The organism is Dulcicalothrix desertica PCC 7102 (assembly GCF_003991905.1).
Taxonomy (GTDB): Bacteria; Cyanobacteriota; Cyanobacteriia; order Cyanobacteriales; family Nostocaceae; genus Dulcicalothrix; species Dulcicalothrix desertica.
In genome coordinates this window covers 92,723-107,646 of sequence record NZ_RSCL01000001.1, presented here as the reverse complement: position 1 = coordinate 107,646, position 14,924 = coordinate 92,723, and the positions used below count along the sequence as shown (strand labels likewise).

Annotated in this window: 16 protein-coding genes; 8 read left to right on the top strand and 8 right to left on the bottom strand. The window is 39.1% G+C overall.

The window, feature by feature from the left end; all coding sequences use genetic code 11:
* Nucleotides 1–104 precede the first annotated feature (104 nt).
* A complete protein-coding gene (locus DSM106972_RS00500) occupies nt 105–1,349 on the bottom strand; it encodes an MFS transporter (protein WP_127077837.1) in 1,245 nt (414 codons plus the stop codon).
* A 284-nt stretch (nt 1,350–1,633) separates the two neighbouring features.
* Here DSM106972_RS00500 and DSM106972_RS00495 point away from each other — a divergent pair, with 284 nt between their 5' ends.
* The 7 genes from DSM106972_RS00495 (at nt 1,634) to DSM106972_RS00465 (ending at nt 4,549) form a co-directional block, all read left to right on the top strand.
* Complete coding sequence (locus DSM106972_RS00495; RefSeq protein WP_127077835.1) at nt 1,634–1,828, top strand: hypothetical protein; 195 nt, start codon at nt 1,634–1,636, stop codon at nt 1,826–1,828.
* Nucleotides 1,829–1,925: 97 nt separating this feature from the next.
* A complete protein-coding gene (locus DSM106972_RS00490; protein WP_127077833.1) occupies nt 1,926–2,117 on the top strand; it encodes a hypothetical protein in 192 nt (63 codons plus the stop codon).
* Nucleotides 2,118–2,185: 68 nt separating this feature from the next.
* On the top strand, nt 2,186–2,509 hold the full coding sequence (locus DSM106972_RS00485; RefSeq protein WP_127077831.1) for a hypothetical protein: 324 nt from the start codon (nt 2,186–2,188) through the stop codon (nt 2,507–2,509).
* A 92-nt stretch (nt 2,510–2,601) separates the two neighbouring features.
* On the top strand, nt 2,602–2,901 hold the full coding sequence (locus DSM106972_RS00480) for a type II toxin-antitoxin system HigB family toxin (protein ID WP_127077829.1): 300 nt from the start codon (nt 2,602–2,604) through the stop codon (nt 2,899–2,901).
* On the top strand, nt 2,885–3,304 hold the full coding sequence (locus tag DSM106972_RS00475) for a helix-turn-helix domain-containing protein (RefSeq protein ID WP_127077827.1): 420 nt from the start codon (nt 2,885–2,887) through the stop codon (nt 3,302–3,304). Before DSM106972_RS00480 ends, DSM106972_RS00475 begins: the two co-directional genes overlap by 17 nt.
* 11 nt (nt 3,305–3,315) lie before the next feature.
* Nucleotides 3,316–3,831: a hypothetical protein gene (locus DSM106972_RS00470; RefSeq protein WP_127077825.1), complete on the top strand. Its 516-nt coding sequence runs from the start codon at nt 3,316–3,318 to the stop codon at nt 3,829–3,831.
* Nucleotides 3,832–3,874: 43 nt separating this feature from the next.
* Nucleotides 3,875–4,549 (top strand): phytanoyl-CoA dioxygenase family protein, encoded by a 675-nt coding sequence (locus DSM106972_RS00465; protein ID WP_127077823.1) that lies wholly within the window; start codon nt 3,875–3,877, stop codon nt 4,547–4,549.
* A gap of 29 nt (nt 4,550–4,578) precedes the next feature.
* On the opposite strand, the gene DSM106972_RS00460 is transcribed toward DSM106972_RS00465, so the two are convergent.
* The 7 genes from DSM106972_RS00460 to DSM106972_RS00430 all read right to left on the bottom strand — a co-directional run bounded on the left by DSM106972_RS00460 (nt 4,579) and on the right by DSM106972_RS00430 (nt 13,631).
* Complete coding sequence (locus DSM106972_RS00460) at nt 4,579–5,979, bottom strand: KGGVGR-motif variant AAA ATPase (protein WP_127077821.1); 1,401 nt, start codon at nt 5,977–5,979, stop codon at nt 4,579–4,581.
* A 5-nt stretch (nt 5,980–5,984) separates the two neighbouring features.
* Entirely contained in the window at nt 5,985–6,416 is a 432-nt protein-coding gene (locus DSM106972_RS00455; RefSeq protein ID WP_186538557.1) for a hypothetical protein, read from the bottom strand.
* A gap of 153 nt (nt 6,417–6,569) precedes the next feature.
* On the bottom strand, nt 6,570–9,068 hold the full coding sequence (gene recG / locus DSM106972_RS00450) for an ATP-dependent DNA helicase RecG (protein WP_127077817.1): 2,499 nt from the start codon (nt 9,066–9,068) through the stop codon (nt 6,570–6,572).
* 26 nt (nt 9,069–9,094) lie between these two features.
* Nucleotides 9,095–10,291 (bottom strand): hypothetical protein, encoded by a 1,197-nt coding sequence (locus DSM106972_RS00445; protein WP_127077815.1) that lies wholly within the window; start codon nt 10,289–10,291, stop codon nt 9,095–9,097.
* Nucleotides 10,292–10,460: 169 nt separating this feature from the next.
* Nucleotides 10,461–11,402, bottom strand: coding sequence for a translation elongation factor Ts (gene tsf, locus DSM106972_RS00440; RefSeq protein ID WP_127077813.1), 942 nt, complete (start codon nt 11,400–11,402; stop codon nt 10,461–10,463).
* 193 nt (nt 11,403–11,595) lie between these two features.
* Nucleotides 11,596–12,381 (bottom strand): 30S ribosomal protein S2, encoded by a 786-nt coding sequence (rpsB, locus tag DSM106972_RS00435; RefSeq protein ID WP_127077811.1) that lies wholly within the window; start codon nt 12,379–12,381, stop codon nt 11,596–11,598.
* A 308-nt stretch (nt 12,382–12,689) separates the two neighbouring features.
* The gene (locus DSM106972_RS00430) at nt 12,690–13,631 is read right to left on the bottom strand and encodes a glycosyltransferase family 2 protein (RefSeq protein ID WP_233787285.1); all 942 of its coding nucleotides are present in this window, start codon (nt 13,629–13,631) and stop codon (nt 12,690–12,692) included.
* Between the two features lie 253 nt (nt 13,632–13,884).
* On the opposite strand from DSM106972_RS00430, the gene DSM106972_RS00425 reads away from it, so the two are divergent.
* Entirely contained in the window at nt 13,885–14,805 is a 921-nt protein-coding gene (locus DSM106972_RS00425) for a DUF4351 domain-containing protein (protein WP_127077807.1), read from the top strand.
* The last annotated feature ends 119 nt before the right edge of the window (nt 14,806–14,924 follow it).

The following is a 14,924-nucleotide window of genomic DNA, read 5'->3' as shown; positions in this document are numbered from 1 at the left end:
ATATGGGCGCCTGTGGGTAAGCATAATTACTAGTTATGATAGATAATTTTAGCTTTAAATGGAGGAGTTTTTGAGGCAGGCAGGGATGCCCGCTCCACAAGAGTCTATCCTATGGGTTCCTGTTTGGATGTTGCTGTATTTTGTTTGTTTAAGATTTGTAGGATAAGTAGTCCTGAGAGGGTACTTAATGCTATTGCTAACCATGCGTTTTGGGCAACGGTGCGTGACTGGTCTACTGCCCAACCTCCAACGATGGGCCCGACTACGTATCCTATTGTCCAGCATTGATAGGCTATTGCGGTGTAAACTCCCCGTAATGACGCAGGCGCCAGTTCAGAAATCCATGCGCTTGAGGTAGGTTTATAGATAATGCTTGCTATGGCGAATACTGCAAATATTCCTAATTCGTAAGCTTCACCCATATCAGCGAAGTAGCCTAAAACCCATACTAAGGCAAAACCTACACCCCAAATTGCCATTGATATAGAGAGTGAAGTTAAATAGCTCAATTTACTAATTGCTTTGACTACTGGTACTTGTAATAAGGCGCCTAACCCAACATATCCAATAGTAAATAAGTTGGCAACAGTCGCATCTGATGTACCACCAAAGTTGACAAAGTATAAGGGTAAGTTACCACCGACTAGGGCAATGTAAGTAATAAATAAGGTATTGACTAATAGATAAATCATTAAGCGCGCGTCGGTTAACGCTGTTTTCCAACCTTTCTGGATATTATGGGTTTCTCCCTGACTTTCGGAGCGAGTTTCTTTCATTGCCACAGCGAATAATAGCAGCAAAATCAAAAATGTAATTCCACCTGCTGCAAATAGCAATTTTTCAGGATGAAGTAATTTAAGCAACACTCCGCCACCAAACGTCCCAGCAGCAAAACCAACGTTATCTGCTACACCTAATAATGAAAAGGCGCCTTGCCGTTGTTCAGGAGTTGTGACATCCATTACCGAAGAATCTGCGGCAGTCCAGTACAAACCCGTACTAAACCCAAAAACTATATTAGTTACCAGTAGTAAAGTAAAAGTCGAAGTAAATACCGCTATAGCACATGTAATCACCGCAAATGTAGACGATGCAAGTAAAGTTCGCTTGCGTCCAAATTTCGGAGAGTCTGTGAGAACTCCACCCAAAAGGTTGCCAAGAAACCCTGCCACCGAACCACCACCAACCGCGAGTCCAACTTCGGTAGCTGATAAATTACCGTAGTTAACAAAAACAATTGGCATGTAAAACAGTAACACCGCCGAGCCAAGTTGATAAAGTCCGCGTCCAATTGTTTGTACCCACACTTGTGATGGGATTTGGTTGTTTGCCGGAAGTGAAATATTCATTGCTGAGAGTATAGGATGCCTTGTTCGATTATGTAAACAATTGTAAACGAGCTACACCCAACCATAGCGCATCTCTTGTAGCATAGGCGTCCTCGCCTGTGCAGTCACGTGTTTATTTTTACCACAGAGACACAGAGTCCACAGAGAGATGAGGAATAAACCGCAAAGGTACAAAGCGCACAAAGGAGGAATTATTAAGATATATGACCCACAAAATTTAATGATATGAAACGCTATTATCTTAATTTATGTAAATCACTTTTGAGTAATTATGGTTAGCATTTATGGCAGGCAGAAAGAAATTAGATAGAACAAATCTTCATGCACGAGTGGCGCCTTACACTGGAGATAAGCTTAAAGAAATTGCTTATGTGCTGGGATATGTACACGGTGGAGAGGGTTCAACAGGACAATTACTTGATGCTATAGCTGAGGGAAATTTAATATTAATAGCAACTATAAAAGTCAATAAAAATTAGCATAAATGGTTAATTTTATTATAATAAATGGTGTAAAACAAATATTGGGGATAAAAAAATCCCCCTTCTCGTGAAATTACAAAAAGGAGGTTATTTATTGAACAACAATGGTAACGGACATCGAGGTTTTTGGAATCCAGTTAAAGTTTTTATTCGGCTTATTCTTCAGAAATGGGAAAAAGACGATAAAGTATCTGGAGAAAAATACCTCGTTGACTCCGAAGATGTCAAAAGGGATTTGGACGATATAGCGGACGAACCGCAAAACAATTCCCATCCTGACAACTAATTAAATAAGTAGCCTTGCTTCTTGCCCAAGCTTGGCTATTTCCTGCAACAATTAATATTCTAATTACTATGTTAGATTCAGAGACTATTGTTCGTCCAGTTTACTATCGTATAATTGAGCGTCGCGGGAAAATCTGGGCGTTTAAGGAAGGTCAACCGTTTGTAAATTGGTTTAATGCTCCTAATCTGGAGATGGAGGACTTATTTTCCCTATTTGATACATCAATGGAAAATATTGCCGCTGAATTACGGCGCCATTTTGGTGGACAGCAAGGTTACTACATAGCAAATATCTTAGATAAAAAATACTACTACTGCGGCACTGAATGGAATGATGTAAAAACTAAATTTAGAGAATTAGGTATTGGTAGACCAGACCCAGCAGGAAGTTAAAATCTGACCATAAATGTGAATAAACAATAGTACAGACGTGACCTTTTTGTTTCAATGAATGCTATAATTATTACAAATTTGTTTTCTTAGGGATGCACGTAATTAGTAAAGCCAAGTTGCGCGAATTCTGGGTTCAGCACGCTGACTCTGAAGATGCTCTTAATGAATGGTATAAATTTGTCTCCAAAGCTAGATGGTATGACTTACTAGATGTTCAGCAAAAATATCCGAAGGCAGAAGCTGTTGGTAACTTTACTGTATTTAACATAAAAGGTAATAACTATCGTTTAATTGTTGATATTAGATATTTAGAACAAATAATTTATATTAAATATATTCTGACTCATGCTGAATACGATAAGGAGAATTGGAAAGATGACCCTTACTTCTAATCAAAAAACTTATACAGACCTGTTAATTCAATACCAGCCTAAGCCAATAACAACTGATGATGAGTATAAGGAGGCTTTGGCGATAGTAGAAGGAATGATGTCTGGTGAGCTAACGAATGCTGAAACAACTCTGCTTAAACTGCTGGTTCTTCTGATTGAGGTTTACGAACAAAAACATTATCCGATGGGTGAACCGACACTTGCCGCAACTTTGGAATCACTTATGCACGAGTTTGATGTGGTGCCAACTTCTTTAGTTGGCATATTTGGTTCTACTGATATTGTAAAGGAAGTACTCAGCGGTCAACGAGGAGTTAATGAAACTCAAGCAGAGTCTTTGGCTAAATTTTTTAATTCGTTAAACTCTGGACTTTGCCTCAAACCAGAGGATTTTTGGAAGTAGGTAATAAAGTAATGCGTGTTAAATGGCACCCGTTAATATTTCCCTTCCTAGCAGTAACTGTACTAATTATACTCACCAGTTGCAGTACCTTAACTGTTAACCAGTATGAAGCCACAGCCCTTACTAGTTATACATGGCAAGTTAAATATGCTGATAATTTAACTACAGCAAAATTACCGCGCTATGAAACTTTTGCTACTACTTCTCTACTTAATCGCAATGGCTTAAAACCAGATGGAGCGGTTACAGGCCCCGATGACAAAGGTTTGTGGTGGGCAGCTTTGCCAAAACGACCAACTGTTGATGAAATAGAACAACGGAAAGGGAAGGAACGAGAGGCAAGTACCCCTGAATTATTAAAATCTGTAAAGTACGAAATAACGTATGAAGCAGGCGCCCAACGAAGGACACTACCTACCAACTATGATGTCTACAGGCAAGTAGTAAAATCATATCCATCACGGGCGCCTTTAGAATTAACTTTAGCGTTAGACGAAAACTCGGTTGAAAAAGCTGAGGAACGTTGATAAATAATACTTTCGCCAATAATCAGGTAATCAAAACGTTAAAATGAGCCGTGTTAATTTTCTACAACAGGGATATACCATAATCAAACAAGTTATTTCTGAGCAAGAAGTTGAATATTGGAAAAGCGAAATATCTAAAAGTATTCAGCCTGACTCATTGCATGGGGCTAGACTTTTGCAAGAGACAATACCTATAATTTCTGACTTAGCTTATTCTTCAAAAATTATAGATAATCTACCAATATTGTTAAACATAAATTTCCAGTTAGTACGGGCACTATATTTTGATAAAACTAGTGAAGCAAATTGGAGTGTAGCTTGGCATCAAGATAAAACAATTGCAGTCAAAGAAAAAGTTAATATACCTGGTTATGAACCTTGGTCTATAAAACAAGGAGTTGTTCATGTACAACCACCAGTTGAAATTATGGAAAGTATAATAACTGTACGAATTCATTTAGATGATGCTGATGCAGAAAATGGTGCCTTGCGAGTAATTCCAAAATCTCATCTGCTTGGAATATTAACGCCAGATGAAATTCGTGATATTACCGCAAAAGAAAAATATGTTACCTGTAATGTAGAAGCTGGTGACGCATTAATAATGAGTCCACTAATTCTACACTCTTCGTTAAAAGCTAAAAATCCTAAACATCGCCGAGTAATTCACCTAGAATATGCATTTTGTGAGCTACCTGAGTGTTTAAGCTGGTATTAAAAAGGATTTCTACCTTTACGGCAAATTTTCTACTTGCTCTCAAGTGATATAGTTTCCTCTTGTAGAGCTTCTTCAACAATCACCTTTAGCTCTTCTAAAAGGTTCCTACCTTGGCGAGTTGCACGGACTTGGAGCTTTTCAATCACAACTGGGTCTAAGTTTTCAAGAATAATTTTATTAAAATCTACTTGCTTATTTGCCCAATTTGCAGCATTTTCAAGTATTGAAGTTGAGGCAAGTTTTGAGCTAGCGTCTTCCCAATTATCTATATAAAGTAGCTCAGGCGCCAAATATGTTTCTGCTATTTCTAGCATTGTGGAATTATTTTGTTGTTCTGATTGTATGTAAGCAGATTGGAAACGTTGTAATACCTCCTTATATGCTGGTGATGCTATTATTTCTGGTGTTAGCATACTCAGAATTACGGATGGGTCATAATATTTGTCGTTATTGCTTGTTTTAGGCGCCACTTTCTTCATCTGCGATAAACATAGTGCTGTTCCCGCTACTGATGGTTCGTTAATTGTTGTAACTAGGAATCTCTGAAATCTGGTATCTAAAAGTATAGGGCTAGATATTTTGTTCAGACCAGAACCTAAATCAATTAGTACATAGTCGGCGCCAACCGCTTGACCTAATTTATGAATGTAATCTCCTAATTCCCAACCTTTATTAGGATAAGTAATTATGTGTTCGGGTAAAATTTCAATGTCTAATAGTTGTTCATCATTAATATATGCAGGTAAAAAATATACAGTTGATTTTCCTTCTTGTTTAGAAGAATTTTGAAGCTCTTGAGCAATAAATAACAGTGTTTGCTCTTCATCAACAGGAGAATAATGGACAAGTTCTAAAAAATTAATATAAGAAATTGATGATTTGTCTGTTTCATTAATGTTCCAATAAGTTAACCCAGGTGTATTTAAGGCAGCATCAATAACTAAAACTTTTATCTGATTATCTAGCTGTTTTGCTTTATCTAGTAATGCCAAAAGATAAGCAACTAAATTTACTGTTTTTTCAACACCATCATTAAAAGAATAAAATGCCAATAAATTTGGATTTTCACGATATGGTTCTGGCAATTTGATTGCTGAATTCGCATCTATATAAGTAATCTCGTCCCAAAATGGGCGTATATACTTATCTTTTATACGTAACTGTTCTCCTGGGGAAAATTCCACTGATAAACTTTCATTACCTAAATCAAGCTGAATAATTGATTGGTTTTCTTGGTACGAATCACCAAACCATTCTTTTAAAGTGCTTTTAACGCTATCTATATTTTTGTCGCTATCAAGGCCAATCTCCAAAGCGTTGGAGAAACTATCCATCCTAGCGACTCCTTCTGGTAATTTAGTACCATAATTCGTTTTACGACAAATAGTTCTTCTAACATCAAGCCAAGTTAATAATCTTAAATTTTTCATGACTTTTATAGTTCTCTCTCAATCCATTCTACTATTTCTAGCAATTTGTTTTCTATATCGTGGTCTGTTACATCTGCAAGTGAACAGCTACCGCCATATCGCCACATCTGATTAACATCCCCAGGAGTAAACTTTCTTTCATCATAGCCATTCTGTGTTTTGATAGGTTTCATACTTATTTGTTCTGGTAGCCTTAAATCTGTTTTTGCAGACAAACAGATTAGTAGCTTGTTGATATCATGTTGGTATGCAGCAATTTCTGCACATAAATCGCTTCTTGTTATCTTACGCCTCTTCATCAAAACTGCTTTTAGTCCACATTCAACTGCGTAAAACAAAAGCAAACGGTGAGCATTAGTTCGTTGATTATTGTCAGAAGCTGACAAATTTTCACGCCAAGCTTTCTTCATCTCTTGGTATGTAAAAGGAATTGCCATTATGCAATTATCTGCCTCACACTTAAAAATTTTCTCTAATATATTACGTTAACAGTGTTTCAGTTTGAAATTATTGTATTTATATTTTGGTTATTTTTTTTGTTTGTAATGGTTGGTGTTGGGTTCATGCGAGCCTCCACCCAACCTACAATTTTAAGTTAAAATAGCGCCTCCCATTAAACGCTCATGTCGATATTTTAGTTCTTCTTTCATTAAGAACCAACGGTCTAATGTTGGGTCTATTTCCATGACTTTTTCTGCTGCATTACGTGCGAGTATTAATATTTGTTCGTCTTCTACTAAGCTTGCTAAGGTGAAGTCTGCTACTCCTGATTGTTTTCTTCCTAATACTTCGCCGGGACCACGAAAACGCATGTCCATTTCTGAGATGAAAAAGCCGTCTTGTGATTGTTCTAATACTTTTAATCGTTGTTGGGCATCGGCACTTTTGGAACTGCTCATTAATAAACAATATGATTGTGCGGCGCCTCTACCGACACGACCACGTAATTGGTGTAATTGTGATAATCCAAATCTTTCGGCGTTTTCAACGAGCATTACTGTGGCATTGGGTACGTCTACACCGACTTCCACAACTGTGGTAGATACTAAGATTTGTGTTTCTCCGTCCCTAAATTTAGTAATTGCTTCGTCTTTTTCTGCTGAACTCATGCGTCCATGCAGTAACCCAACTTTTAAGTCTGGAAATACAGCTTCTTGTAAGTTTTGATGTTCTTCTACGGCGGAACGTAAATCGAGTTTTTCTGATTCTTCTACTAATGGTAATACTACATATACCTGGCGCCCTTGAGCTATTTCGCGACGCATCAAATCATATGCATCTTCTCGCTGACTTGATGTTAGTGCGGTGGTTTTAATGGCTTGGCGTCCTGGTGGTAATTCGTCTATTTGGCTTACGTCTAAGTCCCCGTGAATAGTTAGTGCTAGGGTACGGGGAATGGGGGTGGCGGTCATTGTTAATACATGAGGTTGGGCGCCTTTTTGCTGTAGTTTGGCGCGTTGCTCGACTCCGAAGCGGTGTTGCTCGTCAATTACTACTAGACCAAGACGATTAAAGTTTACTGGGTCTTGAATTAAGGCGTGGGTTCCTACCAGTAATGGTAGTTCTCCGGTTTCGAGATGCGCGTGGATTTGGCGCCGTTTTGATGCCTTTGTTGAACCTGTTAGTAGTTCGACGGGAAGGTGCAATAAGTTAAACCAGCTTACTAGTTTACGATAGTGTTGTTCTGCTAATACTTCGGTTGGCGCCATTAATGCACCTTGATATCCTGATTGTATTGCTGCTAGTAATGCTATTACGGCTACTACTGTTTTACCAGAACCTACGTCACCCTGTACTAAGCGATTCATTGGTACTGTTTTTTGAAGGTCGCCAAGTATATCGTTTATTACTCGCTGTTGGGCGCCTGTGAGTTGAAAGGGTAATATTTTATAAAATTCGTCTACGAGTTGCCCTTTGGGAACAAGTACTGCACTAGTTTGAATTTGTTTGGCTTTGTGCTGACGTTGAAGTAAACCTAGTTGAAGGTAGTAAAATTCATCGAATACTAAACGACGACGGGCGCCTGTTAATGAGTCGCTATCAGGAGGAAAATGGATGTTGTTAATGGCATCTTTTAATTCCATTAAGTTGTATTTGTCGCGCAAACCTTTTGGTAATGGGTCTTTAATTAGTTGTGCTGCTGGCATTGCTGCTGTTACTGCTTGGCGAACTAAAGATGCAACAACTCCTTCGGTAAGGGCATATATTGGTACTACTCGTCCGATTGTTAAAGATTCTATTTCATCACCAGGATTGGCTAATACTTCTATTTCTGGATTATCTATTGTTTTACCGTATTTACTTGCTTTTACTAGTCCACATACTGCTACTACTGTACCAGCTGCATATTGACGCTTGATGCTTTCTTGCCAAGCTCGACTCGAATAACGGGCGCCTGCGTAAAAACGACCAATTTTAAGGCGCCCGGTGTTGTCGCGCAGTTGTAATTCTAATATTGTTAATTTTTTATTTTTTGGACTTGTAAAACAACTACAGCTTTTTATTGTTGCCACTATAGTTACTGTTTCTCCGGCTTGTAGTTCGTTGATGCGAACTTGACGCGCGTAGTCGATGTGGTCGCGTGGGAAATAATATAGTAAGTCACGCACGGTATATAAACCAAGCCGAGCTAATTTATCGGCTTGACGTGGACCAATTTCGGATAATTCGCTAATTTTTTGGTTGAGTGCTGGGGCAAGTCGGCGTGATATTTCGGGAGATAATGGAGATTTGGCGTTTGGAGTTTTATAGTTTGGTTTTGATTCTGATACTGAGATTTTTGGAGTGGCAATTTTCTCAACTTCCATCCCGGATTCAGTAGAAATAAATTGATGGATGTAGCGACGAGTTTGAGCGACTAAACTCTGGCGTGAGGCAATATCAAGACTTGAATAATCAGCATATTCGGCTGCTAGTTGTTGCCAACGGTCACGTTCTTCACTTGGTATTCCCGAAGGAAATTTACCAAATGTTAAGCACAAAAATTCACTGAAGCGGTATTGCCTCCCTACTAAGTCGGTGAAGCCTTGTTCCGCTTCTATTGCCAAAGCTTTTTGTAATCTTAACCAATCTGGTTTCTCAATAGCCATTTCGATTTCTGGATTTCGCTCTTTATCTATAAATCATCAAACCAACTTGCACGCCAAGCAGCTTCAGCTTGTGCAACTGCTAGTTCGCGTTGTTTTTTGAAGTAGTCACGACGCAGTTTATGTAACTGGCCATGAAGAATACGAAGTTGCTTACGGGTTACAGAAACTTGGGAATCAGCAAATTCAATTTCTGGTAACCGTAAGTTAACTGCCATAATTTGTGTCAGACTGGAGTCACCTTTTTTTTCACTTTCTACTTCTATTACAACGCTTAAAACATTGGGTGGTCCCGGCATCACATCGGCAGCTTCAGATACAGTTGCAGCAGCTTCTATAACTGGTTCGGGTAGTTTTTTAGGTAAAATGTCAGATTTTTGCAGTAGCAAATTAGCTTCGCGCGAAAGCTTTTTTAGTGCAAATTGTGTAGATATTTCAAGACTTTGCACCCATCGGTTAATTTCCATCGGGTTTGAAGCATTAATATCCGAAAAACGTAAAGGAACTGGATTTATTAGTGGAAATATTGGAATTTTAGGGAATCGACGAATCGTTTTCTTTGCTTCAGATTTTTTTTCAGGTTGCGATTGCGCCGATTCCTCTTCCTCGCTGTCGTCGGTGTCTTCGTCGTCGTCAAATTCCTCCATGTCCTCCATGTCCTCCATGTCCTCCATGTCTTCCATGTCTTCTATGTCCATGTCTTCTATGTCCATGTCTTCCATGTCTTCCATGTTAAAGGGAGACCCTTCGCTTGCTAATAACTCAATAAACGATAAAGGAATTGCTTCAGAGGAATTTTCTTGCTGATTTTTTCTCTCATCCTGCTCATCGTTTGCATATGCAGTGTCTATTTCTCTAGCATCTGCTTCTTTTACATCTGCTGGTTTTTGTTGTGTGGTATCGTGCAGTATTAATGTATCTTCTGGATTGGGTGCTGGCTCTGCTCCTGGCTTTGTGTACTTTTCTAACTGTTCTGCTGTCTGTGTGCCAAGATTACGGATTGATTGCTGCAATTTTTGCCTTTGATTCAAAGACAACTGTAAAAATATTTGTGGGTATCCTTGGGTACACAAGTGGTAGGTAGCTAAAATTAACTGCTGCCGTACTGCTTTACCTAGCGCGGCAAAATAATTAGTGTAAGAGTCTTGTAATGAGTTCGCAATTCCACTTGCGGCCTCTTCTAATGCTTTGATGTCTTTCTCAATTCGCTCAATCGCTCTCGCCATAAGCTTTTTCTGTCCATATATTTATATAACTACAAAAAATTTGAAAATCGTTACCTTAGTACTTGTGTATGTAGATATTATAGATTATAGAGTTTTGGAATGTTAAATCAAAAACAGGTCAGGCTCAAAGCTTGACCTGCCATGATATAAAGTGTTTATAAGCGCGCTCTTACTTGGCGCCTATTTGCGCTGCGACTTCATCAGCAAAGCTCATTTCTTGTTTCTCGATACCTTCACCTAGAACAAAGCGAGCAAAGCGCTTAACTTCGATGGTGTCACCGAGTTTGTTACTTGCTTGCTTAACTAACTCCTCAACGGTGATGCTTTGGTCACGAATATAAGGCTGGTCAACCAAAGTCATTTCTTTGAGACGCTTGTCAATTCGTCCCTGAACGATTTTTTCTTTGATATTATCAGGCTTGTTCGCGAGGTCATCGCGTCCCATTTCAATTTCTTTTTCTTTTTGAGCAATTTCAGTGGGTATTTCTTCGACGTTGACATACTCAACGTTTGGACATGCTGCAACTTGCATCGCGATGTTGCGTGCCAAAGTTTTAAATTCTTCGTTATTTGCAGCAGTATTTTGGCAGTCTAATTCAACTAGAACACCAACTCTTCCACCTGTATGGATGTAGCTTTCAACTACACCTTGTGTTCCGCTATTGAGTGAGAAATTTTCTAAGCGGCGCACTTGCATGTTTTCACCCAACTGTGCCACTTGTTGCTTTAAAATTTCAGCAACTGTTAAATCTTTATTCTCAATATAAGGTTGAGACAACAGTTCCGAAACGCTACTTGCGGTAACAGCTTGAAGAGCAAGATTGCTTACAAGAGCTTTAAAAGCATCATTACGCGCAACAAAGTCGGTTTGGCAGTTTACTTCTAGCAAAACACCAACGCGACCATCTTGTTGAACAGCAGTCTCAACAAGTCCTTCAGCAGTCACTTTTCCTGCTGCTTTATCAGCTTTGGAGATACCTTTTTGCCGTAACCATTCGGAGGCTTTTTCAATATCACCTTCGTTTTCTTTCAGTGCTTTTTTACAGTCCATCATGCCGGCGCCAGTTTTTTGGCGCAGCTCTTGGACAAGTTTTGCAGATACTTCCGCCATATTGCCTCAATCCCTAAACTAATGAGTTGAAAGTGCTGAGTGCTGAGTGCTGAGTGCTGAACCAAGAGTGCTGAGTTAAGAGTGCTGAGTGCTGAGTTAAGAGTTTAAATGTTATCTAACTCCTAACTCCTAACCCCTAACTCCTTACTTACTACTCAGCACTCAGCACTCAGCACTCAACACTCATTACTTACTATTGTTCTTCTTCGTCTTCCGACTTGTATTCGCTGTAGTCGGTATCATCTAACTCTTCTTCGCCACCTTCGTAGTCTTCGTACTCTTCTTCGGCTTCTAACTGACCGTGACGACCTTCGTAGATTGCGTCTGCGAGTTTGCCGATTATTAACTTAATCGAACGAATCGCATCGTCGTTAGCTGGGATAGGAATATCTACTACATCGGGGTCGCAGTTAGTATCTAACATTGACACGATGGGTATACTTAATTTTTGACATTCCTGAACAGCATTATACTCACGACGTTGGTCAACAATTACCACTACATCGGGTACTTTCCGCATCGTTTTGATACCACCGAGGTACTTCTGTAACTTTGTCATTTCTCGACGCAGCATTGAAGCTTCTTTTTTCGGTAATAAGTCTAAGGCGCCGCTTTCTTCACGACGTTCCAAGTCTTTTAAACGGTCTACACGGGTTTTAATTGTTGCCCAGTTTGTGAGCATTCCACCTAACCAGCGTTGGTTAATATAGTGTGAGCCACATCGAGCTGCTTCTTGAGCGATAATACCTGCTGCTTGGCGCTTGGTTCCTACAAATAGAAACTTTTTGCCGGACTCAGCTTGAGAACGCATATAGTTATATGCTTCATCCATCAACTGAGCGGTTTGCACCAAATCAATAATATGTACACCGTTGCGAGCAGTGTAAATATAAGGATCCATTTTAGGGTTCCAGCGGCGGGTTTGATGCCCAAAGTGAACCCCTGACTCCATCATTTGAGCCAATGAAACTACTGGCATGTCTACTTTTCTCCTATTCGGGTTAAACCTCCATCCTGGTGTATCTCCATATAAAATTGGAAACACCCGACGTATTCCAGGATGTGTGGAATTTAAAGAACCATACAAGGTTAACACATTTTAGCAGGGGCTTTGATGGCGGTTTTTATGAAAAAAACGGTGTATTTTCACCCAGTTGCACCTTGCCCTAGAAACCGGGCTTCTTTACGATAGATTACAAGTTCACGCACAAAATCTCATTAGAAGCCCGGTTTCTTTACGATAGATTACAAGTTCACGCACAAAATCTCATCATCAGCCCGGTTTCTTTACGATAGATTAGGTTTCATTTCCGCGTATGCTTGGTAAACTCCTTTAACGTTGTACCAATTTAGGAAAATTCTTGCTAGTTCTAATGCTAACTGCGATTTGCCAATACTTATCAACCAACGTAGTACGGGGAGCATCGTGCGTTCGTTCAAGAAACCGTTTAAAGAAAGGGTTCCCCACAAAATACGATGTAGCAAAGTCATTTGAATCATCATTCGCACTTCCCAAGTGGGATGCTTTTGATAGAATAAGACTCCCATGCGTCCACGCTGTATTTCTTTGTCTATTAAGTTGGGAATCTGGTCTGTGTTGAATGCTGGGTGCCAATGATAACCTACTGCTTGCGGACATTTGATTAATTTTATACCGAGATTTTTGAGCCGAACTCCAAGTTCTAAGTCTTCCCAGCCGTATAATTGAAAGCCTGTATCAAATAATCCTGCTTTTTCTAACCAGTGTTTAGGTATGGCAACATTACCTGTGGCAAAGAATGCTGCTGAAAAGTCTGTTATTTTATAGGGTTCTGAAGTTGGATTTTCAAAGTTAGCTGTGTTAATGACGGCGCCATATGTAAAAAATTTATCACTGCCTAGTTGAGCTTGCCCAGCCACAAGAGCATCAGCGTGAGACTGCAAAAAGGTTTCGGTAACAACTAAATCACTATCTATAAAGATAATTATATCACCATTGGCTTTCTCAACTCCCAAATTACGCGCAGCAGCAGGGCCAGCATGGTTTTGTTCAAAAGTTCGCACATGTGGAAACTCACTTTGATTTGAACTTAACCACTCTAAAGTTCCATCTGTCGAACCATCATCAACAACAACAACCTCATATCCTGTCACTGTTGATGAGCTAAGTTGCTGTGCTTCTAATGCTCGAAGGCATTTTTCTAATATAGGTTTACGATTATAAGTTGGAATAACAACGCTAAAATACACTTTCTCACCCACTATTTATATATACCTGTCTTTAAGAATAAGACAGTCACCACTTTATCGCAGTTCCTCTAGGTAACATTATCATCCCCTCTTGTGGCCATCTTGTGGAACAGGCATCCCTGCCTATCCAAAAATGTATGCTATTTATCATTATACATGTATCAATCAATAAATATTACAGAATGATTCACATTTGAATAAATATGATGAATAATCAAGTACCAATAAGTACAAAGACCAGCTGCATCCGCATATGATTGACCACGATGGTTTATTCAAAAAACTGTTAAAGAATTTTTTCCCAGAGTTCATAGAGCTATTTTTTCCAGATATTAGTAACTATTGGCAGCGCAACTCACTCCAATTCTTGCCACAAGAAATAATTACAGATATCATCGATGGTGAAAAGAAGATTGTAGATATATTGGTGCAAGCTTTGTTTCAAAATCAGGAAAAGTCATTTATTATACATGTCGAACACCAGTCGTATACTAAGAATAACTTTAACCAAAGAAATTTTTTATACTACACGCATTTGTATAAAGAGTATCGCCTGCCCATATATCCCATCGTTATATACTCTCATGATGCACCGTTAACCCAAGAGGCATCTTCTTTTAAAATTGACTTTCCTGAATGGGCGCCTCTTAAGTTTGAATACCGAGTTGTACAATTAAATCAATTAGACTGGCAAGATTTTGTTAATATCAGAAATCCAGTTGCTTGCGCTTTGATGTCTAAAATGCGAATGGGCACCGAAGAACGACCAACTGTAAAATTATTATCGCTACAATTACTTACATCTTTAGGACTTAACCCCGCACAAATTGAGTTAATCTCAGGATTTATCGGTACTTACCTTAAACTTAACGCGGCTGAAGAAGCTGAATTTCAAAGACTAATTGCTACTATAGAACCAAGAAAGCAGGAGGAAGTTATGGAAATCGTTACAGATTGGATGGAACGGGGAATAGAACAGGGAATGCAACAGGGAATGCAACGCGAAGCTGTCTTGTTCGCTCAACGTTTACTTAATCGTCGCTTTGGTAACTTAAGTACTCAGCAGCAGGAACGAATTCAAAGTCTTTCCACGCAAAAGTTAGAAGAATTGGGAGAAGCGCTGTTAGATTTTACTTCTATTGCTGATTTAGAAACTTGGTTAAGTGAGTGTTAAGACGATTCTGCCAAACCAGAAAATTTTAAATTTATTGTCTTATGGGGTTAGCATCCTTGCCCGCCCTGTTCTATATAATTAGTAAATTTTTGTAACAAGTATTAAGATTCCTCACAAGT